Source organism: Sandarakinorhabdus sp. FBCC-B8862 (assembly GCF_059745315.1).
Map to the genome: position 1 here is coordinate 2,186,001 of NZ_CM185574.1, position 16,868 is coordinate 2,202,868.

The 16,868-nt window shown below is 65.0% G+C and carries 24 protein-coding genes; 19 read left to right on the plus strand and 5 right to left on the minus strand.

The window, feature by feature from the left end:
• Nucleotides 1-125 precede the first annotated feature (125 nt).
• Both AC6BOR_RS10555 and AC6BOR_RS10560 read right to left on the minus strand, forming a co-directional pair.
• A complete protein-coding gene (locus tag AC6BOR_RS10555) occupies nucleotides 126-509 on the minus strand; it encodes a hypothetical protein (protein ID WP_498058408.1) in 384 nt (127 codons plus the stop codon).
• On the minus strand, nucleotides 506-1,060 hold the full coding sequence (locus AC6BOR_RS10560) for a TlpA family protein disulfide reductase (RefSeq protein ID WP_498058409.1): 555 nt from the start codon (nucleotides 1,058-1,060) through the stop codon (nucleotides 506-508). The genes AC6BOR_RS10555 and AC6BOR_RS10560 overlap by 4 nt, the downstream gene beginning before the upstream one ends.
• A 193-nt stretch (nucleotides 1,061-1,253) precedes the next feature.
• On the opposite strand from AC6BOR_RS10560, the gene argH reads away from it, so the two are divergent.
• From argH to AC6BOR_RS10585, 5 genes are all read left to right on the plus strand, one after another.
• The gene (gene argH, locus AC6BOR_RS10565; RefSeq protein WP_498060649.1) at nucleotides 1,254-2,681 is read left to right on the plus strand and encodes an argininosuccinate lyase; all 1,428 of its coding nucleotides are present in this window, start codon (nucleotides 1,254-1,256) and stop codon (nucleotides 2,679-2,681) included.
• A complete protein-coding gene (locus tag AC6BOR_RS10570) occupies nucleotides 2,678-2,914 on the plus strand; it encodes a hypothetical protein (RefSeq protein ID WP_498058410.1) in 237 nt (78 codons plus the stop codon). The genes argH and AC6BOR_RS10570 overlap by 4 nt, the downstream gene beginning before the upstream one ends.
• Before the next feature lie 9 nt (nucleotides 2,915-2,923).
• Nucleotides 2,924-4,189 (plus strand): diaminopimelate decarboxylase, encoded by a 1,266-nt coding sequence (gene lysA / locus AC6BOR_RS10575; RefSeq protein ID WP_498058411.1) that lies wholly within the window; start codon nucleotides 2,924-2,926, stop codon nucleotides 4,187-4,189.
• Nucleotides 4,190-4,310: 121 nt separating this feature from the next.
• The gene (locus AC6BOR_RS10580) at nucleotides 4,311-5,567 is read left to right on the plus strand and encodes an MFS transporter (protein WP_498058412.1); all 1,257 of its coding nucleotides are present in this window, start codon (nucleotides 4,311-4,313) and stop codon (nucleotides 5,565-5,567) included.
• 9 nt (nucleotides 5,568-5,576) lie between these two features.
• Nucleotides 5,577-7,745 carry a penicillin acylase family protein gene (locus tag AC6BOR_RS10585; RefSeq protein ID WP_498058413.1) on the plus strand — a complete coding sequence of 723 codons (2,169 nt, stop codon included), beginning with the start codon at nucleotides 5,577-5,579 and terminating at the stop codon, nucleotides 7,743-7,745.
• 9 nt (nucleotides 7,746-7,754) lie between these two features.
• On the opposite strand, the gene pspF is transcribed toward AC6BOR_RS10585, so the two are convergent.
• Nucleotides 7,755-8,783: a phage shock protein operon transcriptional activator gene (gene pspF, locus AC6BOR_RS10590; RefSeq protein ID WP_498058414.1), complete on the minus strand. Its 1,029-nt coding sequence runs from the start codon at nucleotides 8,781-8,783 to the stop codon at nucleotides 7,755-7,757.
• A 180-nt stretch (nucleotides 8,784-8,963) separates the two neighbouring features.
• Between pspF and AC6BOR_RS10595 the strand changes: the two genes are divergently transcribed.
• From AC6BOR_RS10595 to AC6BOR_RS10660, 14 genes are all read left to right on the plus strand, one after another.
• Entirely contained in the window at nucleotides 8,964-9,101 is a 138-nt protein-coding gene (locus tag AC6BOR_RS10595) for a hypothetical protein (protein ID WP_498058415.1), read from the plus strand.
• Nucleotides 9,102-9,211: 110 nt separating this feature from the next.
• Complete coding sequence (pspA, locus tag AC6BOR_RS10600) at nucleotides 9,212-9,889, plus strand: phage shock protein PspA (protein ID WP_498060650.1); 678 nt, start codon at nucleotides 9,212-9,214, stop codon at nucleotides 9,887-9,889.
• A gap of 4 nt (nucleotides 9,890-9,893) precedes the next feature.
• Nucleotides 9,894-10,157, plus strand: coding sequence for an envelope stress response membrane protein PspB (pspB, locus tag AC6BOR_RS10605; protein WP_498058416.1), 264 nt, complete (start codon nucleotides 9,894-9,896; stop codon nucleotides 10,155-10,157).
• Between the two features lie 24 nt (nucleotides 10,158-10,181).
• On the plus strand, nucleotides 10,182-10,370 hold the full coding sequence (locus tag AC6BOR_RS10610; RefSeq protein WP_498058417.1) for a PspC domain-containing protein: 189 nt from the start codon (nucleotides 10,182-10,184) through the stop codon (nucleotides 10,368-10,370).
• A gap of 43 nt (nucleotides 10,371-10,413) precedes the next feature.
• Nucleotides 10,414-10,794, plus strand: a complete 381-nt coding sequence (gene pspC / locus AC6BOR_RS10615; RefSeq protein ID WP_498058418.1) for an envelope stress response membrane protein PspC — start codon at nucleotides 10,414-10,416, stop codon at nucleotides 10,792-10,794.
• 7 nt (nucleotides 10,795-10,801) lie between these two features.
• Complete coding sequence (locus tag AC6BOR_RS10620) at nucleotides 10,802-11,086, plus strand: hypothetical protein (RefSeq protein ID WP_498058419.1); 285 nt, start codon at nucleotides 10,802-10,804, stop codon at nucleotides 11,084-11,086.
• A gap of 13 nt (nucleotides 11,087-11,099) precedes the next feature.
• Nucleotides 11,100-11,366, plus strand: coding sequence for a hypothetical protein (locus AC6BOR_RS10625; RefSeq protein ID WP_498058420.1), 267 nt, complete (start codon nucleotides 11,100-11,102; stop codon nucleotides 11,364-11,366).
• 11 nt (nucleotides 11,367-11,377) lie between these two features.
• A complete protein-coding gene (locus AC6BOR_RS10630) occupies nucleotides 11,378-11,716 on the plus strand; it encodes a hypothetical protein (protein ID WP_498058421.1) in 339 nt (112 codons plus the stop codon).
• A 43-nt stretch (nucleotides 11,717-11,759) separates the two neighbouring features.
• Nucleotides 11,760-12,014 carry a hypothetical protein gene (locus AC6BOR_RS10635; protein WP_498058422.1) on the plus strand — a complete coding sequence of 85 codons (255 nt, stop codon included), beginning with the start codon at nucleotides 11,760-11,762 and terminating at the stop codon, nucleotides 12,012-12,014.
• A gap of 21 nt (nucleotides 12,015-12,035) precedes the next feature.
• Nucleotides 12,036-12,287 carry a hypothetical protein gene (locus tag AC6BOR_RS10640; RefSeq protein ID WP_498058423.1) on the plus strand — a complete coding sequence of 84 codons (252 nt, stop codon included), beginning with the start codon at nucleotides 12,036-12,038 and terminating at the stop codon, nucleotides 12,285-12,287.
• A gap of 39 nt (nucleotides 12,288-12,326) precedes the next feature.
• A complete protein-coding gene (locus AC6BOR_RS10645) occupies nucleotides 12,327-12,737 on the plus strand; it encodes a SufE family protein (protein ID WP_094473305.1) in 411 nt (136 codons plus the stop codon).
• A complete protein-coding gene (locus tag AC6BOR_RS10650) occupies nucleotides 12,734-13,186 on the plus strand; it encodes a PaaI family thioesterase (RefSeq protein WP_086115606.1) in 453 nt (150 codons plus the stop codon). Before AC6BOR_RS10645 ends, AC6BOR_RS10650 begins: the two co-directional genes overlap by 4 nt.
• Entirely contained in the window at nucleotides 13,183-13,620 is a 438-nt protein-coding gene (locus tag AC6BOR_RS10655; protein ID WP_086115605.1) for a PaaI family thioesterase, read from the plus strand. Before AC6BOR_RS10650 ends, AC6BOR_RS10655 begins: the two co-directional genes overlap by 4 nt.
• A 229-nt stretch (nucleotides 13,621-13,849) precedes the next feature.
• A complete protein-coding gene (locus AC6BOR_RS10660) occupies nucleotides 13,850-14,701 on the plus strand; it encodes a hypothetical protein (RefSeq protein WP_498058424.1) in 852 nt (283 codons plus the stop codon).
• 96 nt (nucleotides 14,702-14,797) lie between these two features.
• Here the strand turns inward: AC6BOR_RS10660 and AC6BOR_RS10665 are convergent, their stop codons facing one another.
• Complete coding sequence (locus tag AC6BOR_RS10665) at nucleotides 14,798-15,862, minus strand: glycerophosphodiester phosphodiesterase (RefSeq protein ID WP_498058425.1); 1,065 nt, start codon at nucleotides 15,860-15,862, stop codon at nucleotides 14,798-14,800.
• A 40-nt stretch (nucleotides 15,863-15,902) separates the two neighbouring features.
• Nucleotides 15,903-16,817 carry a hypothetical protein gene (locus AC6BOR_RS10670; RefSeq protein ID WP_498058426.1) on the minus strand — a complete coding sequence of 305 codons (915 nt, stop codon included), beginning with the start codon at nucleotides 16,815-16,817 and terminating at the stop codon, nucleotides 15,903-15,905.
• Nucleotides 16,818-16,868 lie beyond the last annotated feature (51 nt).

Consider the following 16,868-nt stretch of genomic DNA (forward strand, 5'->3'; position numbering starts at 1 on the left):
ACGCCCGGCTTGCCCCCTCCGTCACGCGTGCCGCGTGCCACCTCCCCCAGAGGGGGAGGATCGTTAGGCCCCGCCCCCAACGGGCTCGGCGGCTCCGCCGCCGGCCGTGCGGGTCAATTCCGCCTCTAATCTCGGCCAAAACGCTTTGCCGCACGTTTGAACAATTCAGCGATTACCCACATCAATACCAAGCATATGATCCCCCATCCTCGCCAAGCATTAAAGCCATGTGGATCGAAAAAACCTAGATATTCTTTAAAGAACGATATTGATAATAAGAATATTGTAAAAATCGTAATTATATAAGAAATAAACCATGTGGACGACCTGTATTCACGGTATGCACAAATTAATACGGAAACATCAGTGAAAAATATTGCGCATACAAAACCGAGCGAGGGCTGCCCCGCCTTATCCAACAATAAATAAATGGACCATCCAACCGCCCCGATGCCAAAGACAAAGCCGACATTGGCCCCGCCCCAGGAAGGACCAGGATCGTCCCTCACCCCACAATCGCCTTCCTGACCTCAGCGGACCCCCAATCCAGCGTGCCCGACACCCGCCAGATCTCCTTGCCATTCTCGTCATAAAGGATCGTCACCGGCAGCCCGCGCGCCTTCACCGCCTCAGCAAAGCTGCCCGGCTGGTCCAGCCCGGTCTCGATGTTCTGGAACTTGTTCTTGCCCCAGAACTTGTCCACCGCCTGCCAGCCTTCCATGTCCTGCGAAATCGGCAGCACCATCACCGGCACCTCGCCGGCCAGCTTGTCGAGCGCCGGCATTTCCGCAATGCACGGCGCGCACCAGGTCGCCCACAGGTTGACCAGCATCTTCATGCCCTGGTGATCGCTGAGCTTCTGCTTGGTGCCGCCCTTCATTTCCCAGGTCACGGCGGCCGGGCCGGGTTCGCCGGCGTGGCTGCGATCGATGGTGTTGATCGGCACCTCCTTGGGCTTGGCCGGCGCGGCGGCCTGGGCCGGCGCCTCAGGCGCGGCGGGCTGGGCCTGGTTGCAGGCGGCGAGCATGACGGCGGCAGCAAGCGGCAGAATATGGCGCATCGGTTCAATCCTCGATTGGTCACCGCCCCGATAAACAGCCCAGTGGCGGGCGGCAAGCGGCTGTGGCACTGCTTCCCAAGGCAGAAGAAGGGGCAGGGGCATGACAGTCTCGCGGCGGGATGCGTTGAAACTGGCGGCGATGGGCGGCGCGGTTGGTTGCGGGCTGGGCGGCAATGCCCTATCGGCGACCACCATGACCAATGTGGATGAAACCATGGCTGCCACCCCGGCCGGTGCACCGGCGGCCAACAGCCTGTGGGGCGGCCGCTTCGGCGGCGGCCCATCGGCGATCATGCAACAGATCAACGCGTCCATCGGCGTGGACAAGCGGCTGTGGCGCCAGGATATCCAGGGCAGCCGCGCCCACGTCGCCATGTTGGGCAAGCAGGGCATCATTTCGGCAGACGATGTCGTCGCCATTGACCGGGGCCTGCAGCAGATCGCCCAGGAATATGCCGACGGCAAGCTGGTCGAGAATCTCAACCTCGAGGATATCCATCTCCATGTCGAAACACGGCTGAAGGAAATCATCGGCCCCGCCGCCGGCCGCCTCCACACCGCGCGCAGCCGCAACGACCAGGTGGCGGTGGATTTCCGCCTGTGGGTGAAGGCCGCCTGCGATGAAGCCGATGCCGCGCTGAAGGCCCTGATCGGCGCCTTGTTGAAGCGCGCCGAGGAGCATGCCGACACGATCATGCCCGGCTTCACCCATCTGCAGGTGGCGCAGCCGGTCACGCTGGGCCATCATCTGATGGCCTATGTCGAAATGCTCGGCCGCGACCGCAGCCGCTTTGCCGACGCCAGGGCCCGCATGGACGAATGCCCGCTGGGCGCCGCCGCACTGGCCGGCACCAGCTTCCCGATCGACCGGCAGATGACGGCAGCCGCGCTGGGCTTTGCCAAAGGCCCCACGCGCAACAGCCTGGACTCAGTGTCGGATCGCGATTTCGCGCTGGAATATCTCAGCGCCACCCACATGACCGGCCTGCACCTGTCGCGCCTGGCCGAGGAAATCATCATCTGGGCCAGCCAGCCCTATGGCTTCATCACCCTGCCCGATGCCTGGTCCACCGGCAGCAGCATCATGCCGCAGAAGCGCAACCCTGATGCCGCCGAACTGGTGCGCGCCAAGTCGGGCGAATTCCTCGCCGCCTTCACCCGCCTGTCGGTGGTGATGAAGGGCCTGCCGCTCGCCTATTCCAAGGACATGCAGGACGACAAATCCACCGTGTTCGCCGCCTTTGACGATCTGGGCCTGTGCCTGGCCAGCATGACCGGCATGGTGGAGACCATCACGTTCAACAAGGCGAAGATGCGCGCCGCCGCCAACAGCGGCTTTTCCACCGCCACCGATCTCGCCGATTGGCTGGTGCGCGTGGCGAACGTGCCGTTCCGCGAAGCGCACGAGATCACCGGCCATTGCGTCAAGGCGGCCGAAGCCAAGGGCACCGACCTGAACGGCCTCACCGATGCCGAGCTCAGCGCCATCGACAAGCGCATCACCAAGGCGGTGCGCGATGTGCTGTCGGTGGAAGCCAGCGTTGCCAGCCGCACCAGCTTTGGCGGCACGGCGCCGGCCAATGTCCGCGCCGCGATTGCGGCGGCCCGGGCCCGCCTGTGAAGCGCGCGCTCCTCCTTGCGGCGCTGCTGCTGGCCGGTTGCGGCAAGCAGGGCGCCTTGGAGCCCAAGGCCGGCCGGCCGGCGCCGCAGCGCGGCGAGACCCAGGTGCGCGCCTCCACGCCGCAGGAAATGCTGAAATTGAACCCGCAAGCTGTGCCGCAGCGTGTGGACGACAACCAGGGCCCGCTGCCCGAACGCGGCAACGATCCGTTCAACCTGCCGCCACCCAAATAAGGCCAAGCCATGGACCATTTCCAGATCCGTGACGGCGTGATGCACGCCGAGGATGTGAACCTGGCGGCGCTGGCCAAACAGGTGGGCACGCCGTTTTACTGCTACAGCAGCGCCACGATGGAACGGCATTTCACCGTGTTCCGCGATGCCGTGGCAGGCCTGGGGGACGGCAATCCGCTGGTCGCCTTTGCCGTGAAGGCCAATCCCAACCTCGCGGTGCTGGCCACGCTGGCCCGGCTGGGGGCTGGCGCCGATGTCGTCTCGGGCGGCGAACTCGCCCGGGCACTGGCCGCCGGTGTGCCCGCCAGCCGCATCGTGTTTTCGGGCGTGGGCAAGACCCGCGCCGAACTCGCCGCCGGGGTTGAGGCCGGCATCTTGCAGTTCAATGTCGAATCCGAAGCCGAGATCGACATGCTGGCCGAAGTGGCCGCCGACAGGCAAGCAACTGTCGAAATCGCCATCCGCATCAACCCGGCGGTGGACCCCAAGACGCACGGCAAGATCAGCACCGGTGGCGCCGATGCCAAGTTCGGCATCCCGTGGGAACGGCTGCCGGCCGCCTTTGCGCAGGCTGCGGCCCACCCCAACCTGCGCCCCGTCGGCCTCGCCGCCCACATCGGCAGCCAGCTCACCAAGCTGGAGCCGGTGGAAGATGCCATCCGCAAGCTCGGCGATCTTGCCCGCCAGCTCGAAGCGGCCGGCCACCAGATCAAGCGCATCGATGTTGGCGGCGGGCTGGGTGTGCCCTATCGCCGCGATCAGGCGCCGCCGCCCAGCCCGGCCGAATATGCCGCCATGGTGGCGCGCGCCACCGACGGCTGGCCGTGGCGGCTGATGTTCGAACCCGGCCGCATGATCGTTGGCAACGCCGGCGTTCTGGTGTCGGAAGTCATCCTCACCAAGGAAGGCGCGTCCAGGCATTTCATTGTGGTCGATGCCGCGATGAACGATCTCCTGCGCCCCTCCCTCTACAACGCCTGGCACGATATTCTTGCCGTCCATCCCAAGGCGGAGCGCACCACGGCGACCGTGGTGGGCCCGATCTGCGAAACCGGCGACACCTTCGCCGAAGACCGCGAGATGGAGGATGTGGCCGCCGGCGATCTCGTCGCCTTCATGACGGCGGGTGCCTATGGCGCCACCATGGCCAGCACCTACAACTCGCGTCCGCTGGTGCCGGAAGTGATGGTGAAGGGCGCCGATTGGGCCATCGTGTCGCAGCGCAACCAGCCGGCGGCCATGTTGGCGCTGGATGCCAAGGCACCGTGGCTCTGAACGCCCCTCCGCCTCGCGTTGCTCGGCACCTCCCCAAACAAGTTTGGGGAGGATCATGCTACCCAGTTCCTCCCCAAACTTGTTTGGGGAGGTGGCGCCGCAGGCGACGGAGGGGCTCGGCATGACCGCCCCCACCAGCCGCATCCTCGCCGCCAGCCTCGTCGGCACGGCGGTCGAATTCTATGATTTCTACATCTATGCCACCGCCGCCGCGCTGGTGTTCGGGCCGCTGTTCTTCCCGTCCGAAAACGCCCAGGCGCAATTGCTCTTGAGCTTCGCCAGCTTTGCCGTTGCCTTCATCGCCCGGCCGATCGGTGCGCTGGTGTTCGGCCATTATGGTGACCGGCTGGGCCGCAAATCCACGCTGGTGGCCTCGCTGCTGCTGATGGGCGGCTCCACCTTCGCCATCACCTTTCTGCCGGCCTATGCCGCCATCGGTGTCGCCGCCCCGGCGATCTTGTGCCTGCTGCGTTTTGGTCAGGGCTTTGGCCTGGGCGGTGAATGGGGCGGCGCGGCGCTGCTGGCGGTGGAAAACGCCCCGCCGGGCTGGCGCGCGCGCTATGGCATGTTCCCGCAACTGGGCGCGCCGGTGGGCTTCATCGCCGCCAATGGCCTGTTCCTCATCCTGGGCCTGTGGCTCGATGATGGCCAGTTCCTGGAATGGGGCTGGCGGCTGCCCTTTGCCGGCTCGATCCTGCTGGTCGGCATCGGCCTGTGGGTGCGGCTGACCATCCTGGAAACCCCGGCCTTTGCCGCCATGCTCGCCCATGAAAAGCCACCGGCCGTGCCGCTGGCCGAGCTGGTGCGCCACCACGGCCGCGAAACCATCTGCGGCGTGGCGGCGGCCGTGACCTGCTTTGCCATCTTCTATATCGCCACCGCCTTTGCCCTGGGCTTTGGCACCACGCAGCTGGGCTATGCCCGCGGTGATTTCCTGCAGCTGCAGCTGGGCGCCATATTGTTCCTCGCCGCCGGCATCATCGCCGCCGGCTGGCTCAGCGATCGCACCAGTCCGGCCAGGGTGCTCATCTTGGGCAGTCTCGCCACCATTGCGGTCGGCGCCGCCATGGGTCCGTTGATGCAGGGCGGCACCGCCGGCGTCTTTGCCTTCCTGTCGCTCAGCCTGTTTGTCATGGGCTTTGTTTATGGCCCCCTGGGCGCATTTCTGCCCGGTCTGTTCCCGGCGCGGGTGCGCTACACCGGGGCCAGCGTCGCCTTCAACCTGGGCGGCATCATCGGCGGCGGCCTTACGCCGGTGATCGGCCAGGCGCTCACCGCCCAATATGGCATTGCCGCGGTCGGTTGGTATCTCGGCGGCGCCGCGCTGGTGTCAGTGATAGGCTTGGCGCTCTTGCCCAAGGGGGCAACGCACGAGTAGCCTTGGCGGATGATGATCCGCACCCTGCTCCTCGCGTCCGCCCTCGCCGTTCCGGCGCTGGCCTCCCCCGAAACCGATCGCTGGGCCGCGCGCAGCGCCGCTGTCACCATCACCCGGGACGATTGGGGCGTGCCCCATATCAAGGGCAAGACCGACGCCGATGCCGTGTTCGGCATGATCCACGCCCAGGCCGAGGACGACTTCAACCGGGTGGAAACCAACTTCATCAACGCACAAGGCCGCCTGGCCGAAGCCGAGGGCGAAAGCGCCATCTGGCGTGACCTTCGGATGAAGCTGTTCATCGATCCGGCCGAACTGCAGGCGCAATACAAGAGTGCGCCCGGCTGGCTGAAGACGTTGTGCACCGCCTGGGCTGATGCGCTCAATCATTATCTGGCAACGCATCCCAACGTAAAACCGCGCGTCATCACCCATTTCGAACCCTGGATGGCCTTGTCCTTCTCCGAAGGCAGCATTGGCGGTGACATCGAAAGCATCAACCTGGGCCGGCTGGAGGCCTTCTACACCGGCCAGGCGCCCAAGCTCTCCGCCCTCGAACTTGGCACCGAACTGGCCGAGCCGGCCGGCTCCAACGGCATGGCGCTGGCCCCCACCCGCACCACCAGCGGCGATGCGCTGCTGCTGATCAACCCGCACACCAGCTTCTACTTCCGCTCCGAAGCCAAGGTGGAAAGCGGCGAGGGCCTTGATGCCTATGGCGCCAGCACCTGGGGCCAGTTCTTCGTCTATCAGGGCTTCAACCGCCATGTCGGCTGGATGCACACCAGCTCCGGCGTCGACAATATCGACGAGTATGCCCTGACCGTCGAAAAGAAGAATGGTCGTTGGCATTATCTGCACGGCACCAGCTGGAGACCGCTGGCCGAAAAGACCATCAGCGTCCCCTACAAGGCCGCCGATGGCAGCATGAAGACGCGGGTGTTCACCACCTGGCGCTCCCACCACGGCCCGGTGATCCGCAGCGAAAATGGCAAGTGGATCGCGATCGCCCTGATGCACCGGCCGGTGGCGGCGCTGGAACAAAGCTTCCTGCGCACCAAGACGACCGATCTGGCGTCCTATCTCAAGGTCGCCTCGCGCCGGGCCAACTCGTCCAACGCCACGCTGTTTGCCAGCGACAAGGGCGAGATCGCCTATTTGCACCCGCAGTTCGTGCCGATCCGCGACAATCGCTTCGATTGGAAAAAGCCGGTTGATGGCAGCGACCCGGCCACCGACTGGCAGGGGGAGCACAGCCTTGATCAGCTGCCTTCCGTCGCCAATCCGAAATCCGGCTTTGTCTTCAACGTCAACAACTGGCCGTGGACGGCGGCCGGGCCAGACAGCCCGAAACAGGCGGCCTTCCCGACCTATATGGATTCGGCCGGTGAAAATCCGCGCGGTCCCAACGCGCTGCGGCTGTTGAGCGGGGACCGCAAGTTCGATCTCGATGGCCTGATCGCCACCGCCTATGATCCCTTCCTGCAGGGCTTTGCCGACACCATCCCTGGCCTGGTGAGGGCCTGGGATGCGCTGCCTGCCGGTGCGCAAAAGGATCGGCTGGCCGCCCCCATCGCCACGCTGAAGGCCTGGGATTATCGCACCGGCGCGGCTTCCACTGCCACCAGCCTGGCCGTGTTCTGGGGCGACGAGATGGTGAAGCGCTTCGGCAAGTTCGCCCGCGATGATGAAGAGGCGGTGGTGCCCTATATCGCCAGCGACAAGGTGGCGAACAGCGATCGGCTGGCGGCGCTGGATGCCGCGGTGGCGCGGCTGGCCGGTGATTTCGGCGGCTGGGATGTGCCCTGGGGCCATATCAACCGCTTCCAGCGCCTCACCGCCAATATCGCCCAAAGCTATGACGACAAGTTGCCGTCGGTCGCCGTGCCGTTCGCCAGCGGCAACTGGGGCAGCCTCGCCAGCTTTGGCGCGCGCCAGCGTGAGGGCACGAAGCGCTGGTATGGCGATTATGGCAACAGTTTCGTTGCCGTGGTGCGTTTTGGCAAGGATGGGCCCGAAGCCCGCGCCGTCCACGCCGGCGGCCAGCGCGGCGATGCCGCCAGCCCGCATTTCCGCGACCAGGCCGAACGCTATGCGGCCCATGCCCTGCGCCCGGTCTATTTCACCGATGCCCAGTTGCAGGGCCATGTCGAACGCAGCTACCGCCCAGGGCAATAAGGTCGGGGCCTACTCCCCCATCAGCCCATGCCGTTTCAGGGCATGGCGCAACTGGTCGTAACTCAGGCCCAGGGCCGCCGCGGTGCGGCGCTGGTTGTGGCGGTTGCGCTCCAGCGCCGCCTCCAGCAGTTGCTTTTCATACGCCAGCACGGCCCCGCGCAGATCGCTCACCGGCTCCGCCGCCACGGGCGCTGGTGCTGCCGCGACGGGGGCCGCCACCGGCGTTGGCGCCACCGCCGCGCTGCCTGGCATCGGCTGCGGCCGCCACGGCGATTCGAACGGATCCACCACCAGCTGCCCCACCGGTCGCTCGGCGTCGCCCCAGCGGTACAGCGCCCGCTCCACCACATTCTTCAGCTCGCGCACATTGCCCGGCCAGTGCCAGCTCTGCAGTTGCTCCAGCACGCGCGGCGAAAAGCCGGGAAAGCGCGGCCAGCCCAGTTCGGCGGCCATGCGCCGGGCAAAATGGGTGGCCAGCAGCTCGATATCCTCCGCCCGCTCGCGCAACGGGGGCAGGGTGATCACCTCGAAACTCAGCCGGTCCAGCAGATCGGCCCGGAACCGCCCGCGCATCACCAGTGCCGGCAGATCCTCGTTGGTGGCGCCCACCAGCCGCACATCCACCTTCACCGTCTTGTTCGATCCCAGCCGCGACAGCTCGCCATATTCGACCACGCGCAGCAGCCGCTCCTGTGCCTGGGATGACAAGGTGCCGATCTCGTCCAGGAACAACGTGCCGCCATCGGCATCCTCGAACCGCCCGGCCCGCGCCCGCTGCGCCCCGGTGAAGGCGCCAGGCTCATAACCGAACAATTCGGCATCGATCAGATTTTCCGGCAACGCCGCGCAGTTCAGCGACACCAGCGGCTGCGACCAGCGTGGGCTGAGGCGGTGCAGACGGTCGGCGATCAACTCCTTGCCGGTGCCGCGCTCGCCAATCACCAGCACCGGCCGGTTCAGCGCAGCCGCTGCCGAAGCCTGCTCGACCGCGTCGAGGAAGCTGAAACTGGAACCGATCATCTGGGCGGGAGCAGCCATGCGATGAGTTGGGCATTTTTCCCAAGTTTTGGCAAGTCTTTCGCTTTGCCTTGCAAAAGCAAAAATCAAAACCAGCCTATTTCAATGGCTTAAGTCGCATCATGCACTTGGCACGCCCCATGCAATACATCTGGCATGAGCGGCACCCCCCGCCGCCCAGCAGATCGAAGGAGACCAAAGATGACCACCAACTTCACCCAGATCGGCCGCACTGTCACGGCCCTGTTTGCCGCCCTGCTGATCGGCACCACCTTCATCGCCGCCGCCACTGGCCCGGCCATGGTGACGCCGACCGCGAACAGCGATATCGTGGCGTGAGCCTCGATACGGTGGCTGGGAGCCTGGTTCCGATGATTCGCCCCCTCAACCCGGAACCAGCCCCAGCCACCCTTACCGCTGCCAAGTTCGAATTTCTGGAGATCAAGCCGATGGGCATTTTTTCGCGAACCCGCGACATCATCGCCGCCAACGTGACCGACCTTCTCGACCGGGCCGAAGACCCGGCCAAGATGATCCGCATGATCATCATGGAGATGGAAGAAACGCTGGTTGAGGTGCGCGCGTCCGCGGCCCGGACCATCGCTGATCAGAAGGAGATGAAGCGCGCCATCATCAAGGCCGAACAGGCCGTGCAGGATTGGCAGGACAAGGCCGAGCTCGCCCTGTCGAAGGGCCGCGAGGATCTCGCCAAGGCCGCGCTCGTCGAAAAGAACAAGGCCAAGTCCTTCATCGACACCACCCAGGCCGAGGTTGATCTGCTCAACGAAACGCTCGCCCTGAACGAGGCCGACATCGCCAAGCTGGAGAGCAAGCTGCGCGAAGCCCGCAGCCGCCAGAACGCGCTCCTGAACCGCATCGAAAGCGCCACCCAGCGCTCCAAGCTGCGCGACATGATCCGCGGCCCCCGCGTGGAGGAAGCCTTCAGCCGCTTCGAGGTGCTGGAACGCCGTGCCGACATGGCCGAAGGCCGCGCCGATGCGCTGGGCCTCGCCGGCCCCGGCGGCACCCGCAGCCTGGCCGATGAATTCGCCGCCCTCCAGGGCAATGATGAAGTGGATGCCGAGCTGGAAGCCATGAAGGCCCGCCTCGGCAAGTCGGAAGGTTGAGACGATGGAAGATGTGTTCGTTCCCGTTGCCATCGTCGGCATGCTGTTCATCGGCCTGCCCGGCCTGATCCTCCATTATGTCACCAAGTGGAAAAGCCAGACCGGCATCAGCCGCCAGGATGAAGCCCTGCTCGACGAACTCCACGAACTCGCCCGCCGGCTCGACCAGCGCATCGAAACCGTTGAACGCATTGTCGCCGCCGAAAACCCCAACTGGAAAGACAGCCGCATCGCTGATCTGTCCGAACAGCGCCGCCAGCTGCGCTGAACCCGGCCCAAAGGAGGCCAAGAGATGAGCCGCCAGTTTCTCGTCAACAAGTCCGAAGGCAAGGTGATGGGCGTCTGCGCCGGCATCGCCAACTACATGGGCTGGGATGTCAGCCTGGTGCGCATCGCCTTCGTCGCCGCCGCCGTGTTTGGCGTGGGTTCGCCGGTCATCCTCTATCTGCTGATCGGCCTGATCGCGCCCTCCACCTATTGAATCCAACCGCCGGCCTCGTCTCCGGCCAACAGGGATCACCACCATGTCTGAAAGCCGCACCCGCTTCTATCTCGACAAGCGTAACGGCAAGTTTCTGGGCGTCTGCGCTGGCATCGCCGATTTCTTCGGCTGGGATGTCACGCTGGTCCGCGCCGCGCTCGCCGTCGGCATTGTCATGGGTGGCGGCGCCCTCATCCCCGCCTATTTCGTGGTGGCCTGGATCGCCAACGCCAAGCCCAGCGCGCTGTATGACGAAGCCCCCGAACGGGTGGAATTCTGGCGCGATGTGCGCGTGGCCCCCAAGCGCACGCTGCGCGATGTGAACGCCCAGTTCCGTGATGCCGATCGCCGCCTGCGCGATCTGGAATATCACCTGACCAGCGAGAGCCGCCAGCTCGCCGACGAAATCGAAAAGCTGCGCTGAGGACAGCATGAGCGACACCCAGATCTTCATTTCCGTCCTGGTGGCGATCAGCACGGTCGGCTGGGTGGTCACCAGCTGGATCCGCGCCCGCCACGGCTATCCCCTCACCGATGACCTGGGCAAAACGGTCAACCGTCTGCCCGACGCGACGGCTGAAATGACAGCGTTGGTCAGTGAAAACGCCGCCTTGCAGGATCGCGTGATCCGCCTGGAACAACGGCTGCAGGTCCTGGAACGCATCGCCACCGACGCGCCGGTCCGCCTGACCGCCGAAATCGAACAGTTGCGCTGAGGGAGTCGACATCATGTGGAGTTACATGGTTCCGATCCTGGTCTTCATGATCCCGATCGCGGGCATCTTCGCCGGCGTTGCCAAGCGGTGGATCAAGCTGAAGGAGAAGCAGTTGGAGATCACCGCCCGCTTCACCGCCGAAAACGCCGCCCAATATGCCAACCGCATCGCACTGCTGGAAGAACGGGTGGCCGTGCTGAACCGCATTGTCACTGATCGCAACGAAGGCCTCGCCGTCCAGATCGAAGCGTTGCGCGATGAACCCAAGCAATTGAACTGAAAGCACGACCAATGGCTGTAAACCCGGAAAATCTGGCGATTATCGCCAATCAGATCGGGCCGCTGATCGCCACCGTCACCGTTGCTGGTGTCGTTGGCTGGGTGGTCACCACCTGGATGAAGATCAAGAACGGCTATCCGCTGGAAAACAGCTGGGGCAAACCGCTCTATCCCAACGGTGGCGGCGAAGCGATGGAACGCATCAAGCTCTTGTCCCAGGAAAACGCCCAGCTGCGGGCCGAACTGGGCAGCCTGAAAGACCGCATGGCCGTGCTGGAACGCATCGCCACCGATCAACCCAGCCGGCTGGCCGCCGAAATCGACGCGCTCGCTACCAAACAGCTCAACTGATGACCACCGGCCAGCCCCCGGCCGGTGATGGGAGGGACCGACGATGAATCCGTTCGAGATGGTGGTGATGATCGTGTTGATCGTCACCATTGGCCGGGTGCTGTCCGGCCGCATGGGCAACCGCCGGATCCGCCTGCGCGGTCTGGAAGAGGTGGCGCCGCCGGCCGATAGCCAGGAAAACCAGCGCCTGCAGGCCGAGGTTGCCCGCCTGAACGACCGCATCCGCGTGCTGGAACGCCTGGCCACCGATCCGGCCAAGCGCCTGGCCGACGAAATCGAATCCCTCAAAGACAAGTAAGCCAAGACAAGGAGACTGAAGATGCCCCCGTCAGTGCCTCCCGCTGAAAGCCTGATGATCCTGTCGACCGCATCCCTCATCGGGCTGGCCATGATCGGCAGCCTGGCCGCCTGGGCCTGGTCCGGCTGGCTGAAGCTGAAAACCCGCGAGATCGAAGCCCGCCCGGCCGCCAGCAACCCCGATCTGCCGGCCATCGGCCAGCGCATCGACCTGGCCGACCTGAAGGAACGCATCCGCAAGCTGGAAGCCATCGCCGCGGGTGTTGATATCTGACTTGACCGCAGCCCTTCCCAGCCCCCAAGGGCTGCGGTCATGGCCATCACCACTTTCGATGACGTCGAAGCCGAATTCGAAGCCTTCGACGATTGGGACGACAAATATCGCCTGATCATCGCGCTGGGCGCCGCCCTGCCGCCGATGGATCCGGCCCTGAAAACCGACGCCAACAAGGTGCGCGGCTGCGCATCCCAGGTCTGGCTGCACCCCACCCGCGCTGGCGATGTGCTGCATTTCGCGGCCGACAGTGATGCCGCGATCGTCAAGGGCCTCGTCGCCCTCGTGCTCATGCTCGCCGATGGCCAGCCGGCCAGCGCGATCGATGGCGCCAGCATCAAGGCCCGGCTTGATGGCCTCGGCCTGTCGAAACATCTGTCCTCCAACCGCACGCAGGGGCTGGCGTCGATGATCGCCCGCATCGATGCGCTGGCACGGGAAGGCGCATGACCAGCTTTGCCGATCAGGTGGGGGCGTTCATGGGGCCCTTCGTGGGCCGCGTGCCGCACAACAAGCAACTGGGCTTGCGCTTCATCCAGGCCGGCGACCGCTGGGTGGAGCTGCAGCTGCCGTTCAAGCCCGAATTCCTGGTTGATCCCGATCATGGCATCTGGGCATCCGGCCCGATCATCACCCTGATGGATACCTGTGTCGGCATGGCCTCCATGCTGGCCCGCGGCGCCTTCGAACCCCATGCCACGCTTGATCTCAGAACCGATTATGTCCGCAGCCCCAAGCCGCAGGCCACGGTGACGGCGCGCGGCGAATGTTATCGGATGACGCGCCAGATCGCCTTCGTGCGCGGCCTCGCCCATGATGGCGATCCGGCCGATCCCATCGCCCATGTCGCCGGCACCTTCATGTTTGCCGCGTCCAAACTGGCGGGAGGCTGGCAATGACCAACCCTGCGCTCGCTACCCTGCTGCGCCAGCCGTCGGGCCGGCTCGATCTCCTGCCCTATGCGGCCCTGCTTGATCTTTCGTTCGAACGGGTTGGCGGCGAACTTCAGCTGATCATGCCCTTTGCCGACACGCTGATCGGCTCGCCCGGCCGGCTGCACGGCGGCTCCATCTCCGGCCTGCTCGAACTCGCCGGCCTGCTCACCGTCATCGCCGCCCAGCCGGAAGGGGAGGCGCTGCCGCGCGTCCGCCCCGTCACCGTCACGGTGGATTTCATGCGCGAAGGTGCCCCGGTGGAAACCCGCGCCGCCGCCAGCATCGCCAAGCTCGGCCGCCGCGTCGTCAACGTCCATGCCAGCGCCTGGCAGGGTGACCGCGCCAAACCGATCACCGCAGCGCACATCAACTTCGTGCTGGACTGGCCGGATCGGTAAGCGCGGCTGCGTTTTGGTCCAAAAGCCCGTCGTCCGGGACAATGTGAAGTTGGGCCCATCAGGCCCTTGAAGAAAGGCAAGAGAGCCTCCGGCGGGCAGGGGCGAGGCCCCTGCACCCGTTCGTTTTCGGGTGCGCTGTTGGCAGGTGAGTCCGGTTACGCCCCCATTGAGGTCATTCTACTGTTGTGCATACTCCAAGATATTCAGATGAGTCGGGTGAGGTAGAAAGTTGGGATTCCAACCCTTCGGGTTTCGTTTCGAAATGTCGTCGAGCCTGCCCCCGGCGAAAGCGAAGGCGACAATTCGGTCCAAGAAGACAAATATATTTGACGCGCAGAACGGCGCGCGCGGCTGGATTGCAGGGCCATTCATCTGTCTTTGGTTTAGCGCTTTCGACCGCCATGGGCCGATGCTGTTCGGTCTGATTTCTGCCGACAACTCTGGAACGCGGGTGCGAGGCAGGGCGGGGTCAGACCTAAACGGAGTTCTGACGTTCACGTTGCTGATTCCGTTGATGGCTTGGGTTGTCTTCAAGGCGATCTCCGAAGGTCAGGCGACTGGTCGAGAACTTGTCGTCATCGGGCTGTTGTTCTTGGTCGGCGGTCCCTTAATCTATTGGTCGGCCCATAAGGAACGGAAGGACGCCGAACCGCTGGTTCGGTTCCTTCACAAAACGCTGGCCCAACCGGAGGCCCGCTCCAAACCGGCAACAGGTGCTCGCAACATTCAGCAGGGCTTGGGACTAATCGTGAACGGCACCTGCTTTGACGGCCCGGTTACGGCCGAAGCGATCCAAAACGCGTTCATGCGGGTAGGCAAAGGAGACTTCTTGATTATAGAGGCGGGGCCGAAAGATTACCTGCAAACCGCTCTCCAGGATGGCGGATACATTTTGGAGGTTCGAGGAGGCGGTCCCAGCAAGCATTATCAAGCCATCCGAAATGAACTTGCGATTGGCGATCACGGGAAGACGACCGGCACCCTTACTTACGATGAGGTACTGACCGCCATGGAACGATACGCCTTCGGTGATGCTCTTCCGAGCTTTCTGCGATTGGAGCCGATGAAGCTGGGCAAGTGAATGGCAGCTAACAACCCCAAATCCGCCATCAAGTGCTGCCCAAAAACCAACGGGTGCAGGGGCCTCGCCCCTGCCCGCCGGAGGCCGGCGTTTGCCTTACTTCCCAGGCTGTGCCAATGCCCGGGCCGCCGTGGCGGTTGAATCGCTGAACAGGCCGTCGATGCCGGTTGCCAGATAGGCGCGGATTTCGGCTTCGCCGTCGCCGATGGCCTTGGGGTCTTCGCCGCGCTTGAACTCGGTGGGCAGGAAGAAATTCTCCGGTCGGAAGGTCCAGGGATGCACCTCCAGCCCGGCAGCATGGGCATCGGCCACAAAGCCTGTCGGCGTGCCCAGCCGGCCGTCGGCCCCGCGCGGGATGATCAGCGCCTTCTCCGGCCCCACGCCAAAGGCATAGGCCGCCACCGCCTTCAGCCCGGCGGCCGTGGCCATCTCGGCATAATCATGGCCATCCCCGGATGTGCCGCTGGCGCCCATCAACTGGATCAGCCGCACCCCGGTCTGCCGCTTCAGCGCTTTCAGATTGTCCACCTCGAAACTCTGGATGAACACCGGCGCCGCCGCCGTCGTCCAGCCGGCCTTGGCCAGTTCGGCCAGCAGCACCGGCTCGATGGCCAGGCCCAGCCCCTTGAAATAGCTGGGATGCTTGGTTTCCGGGTAGATGCCGATGGTCCGCCCGGTTCGGGCCGATGCGGCCTTGGCCAGCGCGATGATCTCGGCCAGCGTCGGGATCGCATATTGCCCGTCAAAGGCGGCGTTGGCCGGGCGCAGTTGCGGCAGCCGTTCGCGGGCCCGCAGCGTCTTCAACTCGGCCAGGGTGAAATCCTCGGTGAACCAGCCCGTCATGGCCTGGCCGTCGATGGTCTTCGTCGTCTTGCGGCTGGCAAATTCCGGGTGGTCCGCCACATCGGTGGTGCCGCCAATCTCGTTCTCGTGCCGCGCCACCAGCTGATGGTCCTTTGTCGGCACCAGATCAGGCTCGATATAGTCGGCGCCCTGTTCGATGGCCCGTTCATAGGCTGCAAGCGTGTGTTCGGGCCGCTCCGCACTGGCGCCGCGATGCGCGATGATGATTGGCGGGGCCGGTGGCGGCGCCGGCGGTGGGGCAGGGGAAAGCGGAGCAGCAGCCATCAGCAGCACCATCAGGGGAAGGATCACAGCCATATTCTGTGTATAGGCCGGCAAGGTGACGGGAAGAAGGCGGTCAGCAGCGCAGGATCAACCGCTGCGCCGCCTTGTCCACCACCAGCGCGCTGCAGCCGGCGGCATCCAGCTGGCTGCGCGACAGGGTGAGGGTGCGCACCACCTGCCGCTTCTTGCCGGTGTCGGCGCTCACCACGATTTCGGCGGGATCATCGTTGGCATCCGGCGGCGCGGTCTGGCCATTGGCCAGCTGGGCGGTGCCATCGCGCCGGTCGTTCACCCGCACCGCCACCGCATCGAACCGGAACGGACCCAGCAGCAGCGGCTTGTCCAGCACCAGCCGCCGCACCGGCCGGCGCACGCCCAGGAAAATCTCTTCTTCCCAGGCCTCGCCCTCCAGCCGGCCGCCCAGCGCCGCCGCCAGATCGGCACCCACCGCCGCGCTGGCCAGCGGCAGGCGCAAATCCCCGCGCACATCGACGCTGAGGCCAAAGCCATAGCCCTGGCCTGACACCCCGCCATAACTGCCCGAATTGATGTCGCCAAACAGCGGCCAGGCAAAGTCGCGCGCGCCGCCATCAGGCTTCAGCGTCACTGTCACCCGCGCATGGGGCAGCGCCATCGGCCCGATGCTGCCATCCCGCGCGATGGGGCCGGCGCCTTCGAACCAGAAGATGCGCTGGCTGAACTGCGCCTCGGCCAGCGTCACCTTGGCCGGCGTGTTGCGCCCGGTCAGCACCCTGGTGCGGCCGATGCGGACTGTGGCCTTGCCCATCAGCCCGGCCGGCTTCAGCCCAAGCCGCGCCACCGTGTCCATGTTCAGCGTGATCCGATCGACATCGCCGGTCGCCAGCGCCAGCGTCACCGGCTGGCCATTGATGCTGGCGGCGATCGGCGCATCGGCGGGCAGGGTGATGGCGGCCGGTGGTGCAGCCGCCAGCAACAGCAGGGTGGCGGGCAGCAGGGCAATTCGCATTGGGCAGGCTCCGTATTGTTCCTGCAATACAGGCGGGATTAAATGCCGGCA

Bases quoted from the DNA above. Each gene is read 5' to 3' on its own strand.
- AC6BOR_RS10560 (WP_498058409.1), bottom strand. From the start codon at position 1,060: ATGCGCCATATTCTGCCGCTTGCTGCCGCCGTCATGCTCGCCGCCTGC.
- argH (WP_498060649.1), top strand. From the start codon at position 1,254: ATGACCAATGTGGATGAAACCATGGCTGCCACCCCGGCCGGTGCACCG.
- lysA (WP_498058411.1), top strand. From the start codon at position 2,924: ATGGACCATTTCCAGATCCGTGACGGCGTGATGCACGCCGAGGATGTG.
- AC6BOR_RS10580 (WP_498058412.1), top strand. From the start codon at position 4,311: ATGACCGCCCCCACCAGCCGCATCCTCGCCGCCAGCCTCGTCGGCACG.
- AC6BOR_RS10585 (WP_498058413.1), top strand. From the start codon at position 5,577: ATGATGATCCGCACCCTGCTCCTCGCGTCCGCCCTCGCCGTTCCGGCG.
- pspF (WP_498058414.1), bottom strand. From the start codon at position 8,783: ATGGCTGCTCCCGCCCAGATGATCGGTTCCAGTTTCAGCTTCCTCGAC.
- AC6BOR_RS10595 (WP_498058415.1), top strand. From the start codon at position 8,964: ATGACCACCAACTTCACCCAGATCGGCCGCACTGTCACGGCCCTGTTT.
- pspA (WP_498060650.1), top strand. From the start codon at position 9,212: ATGGGCATTTTTTCGCGAACCCGCGACATCATCGCCGCCAACGTGACC.
- pspB (WP_498058416.1), top strand. From the start codon at position 9,894: ATGGAAGATGTGTTCGTTCCCGTTGCCATCGTCGGCATGCTGTTCATC.
- AC6BOR_RS10610 (WP_498058417.1), top strand. From the start codon at position 10,182: ATGAGCCGCCAGTTTCTCGTCAACAAGTCCGAAGGCAAGGTGATGGGC.
- pspC (WP_498058418.1), top strand. From the start codon at position 10,414: ATGTCTGAAAGCCGCACCCGCTTCTATCTCGACAAGCGTAACGGCAAG.
- AC6BOR_RS10620 (WP_498058419.1), top strand. From the start codon at position 10,802: ATGAGCGACACCCAGATCTTCATTTCCGTCCTGGTGGCGATCAGCACG.
- AC6BOR_RS10625 (WP_498058420.1), top strand. From the start codon at position 11,100: ATGTGGAGTTACATGGTTCCGATCCTGGTCTTCATGATCCCGATCGCG.
- AC6BOR_RS10630 (WP_498058421.1), top strand. From the start codon at position 11,378: ATGGCTGTAAACCCGGAAAATCTGGCGATTATCGCCAATCAGATCGGG.
- AC6BOR_RS10635 (WP_498058422.1), top strand. From the start codon at position 11,760: ATGAATCCGTTCGAGATGGTGGTGATGATCGTGTTGATCGTCACCATT.
- AC6BOR_RS10640 (WP_498058423.1), top strand. From the start codon at position 12,036: ATGCCCCCGTCAGTGCCTCCCGCTGAAAGCCTGATGATCCTGTCGACC.
- AC6BOR_RS10645 (WP_094473305.1), top strand. From the start codon at position 12,327: ATGGCCATCACCACTTTCGATGACGTCGAAGCCGAATTCGAAGCCTTC.
- AC6BOR_RS10650 (WP_086115606.1), top strand. From the start codon at position 12,734: ATGACCAGCTTTGCCGATCAGGTGGGGGCGTTCATGGGGCCCTTCGTG.
- AC6BOR_RS10655 (WP_086115605.1), top strand. From the start codon at position 13,183: ATGACCAACCCTGCGCTCGCTACCCTGCTGCGCCAGCCGTCGGGCCGG.
- AC6BOR_RS10665 (WP_498058425.1), bottom strand. From the start codon at position 15,862: ATGGCTGTGATCCTTCCCCTGATGGTGCTGCTGATGGCTGCTGCTCCG.
- AC6BOR_RS10670 (WP_498058426.1), bottom strand. From the start codon at position 16,817: ATGCGAATTGCCCTGCTGCCCGCCACCCTGCTGTTGCTGGCGGCTGCA.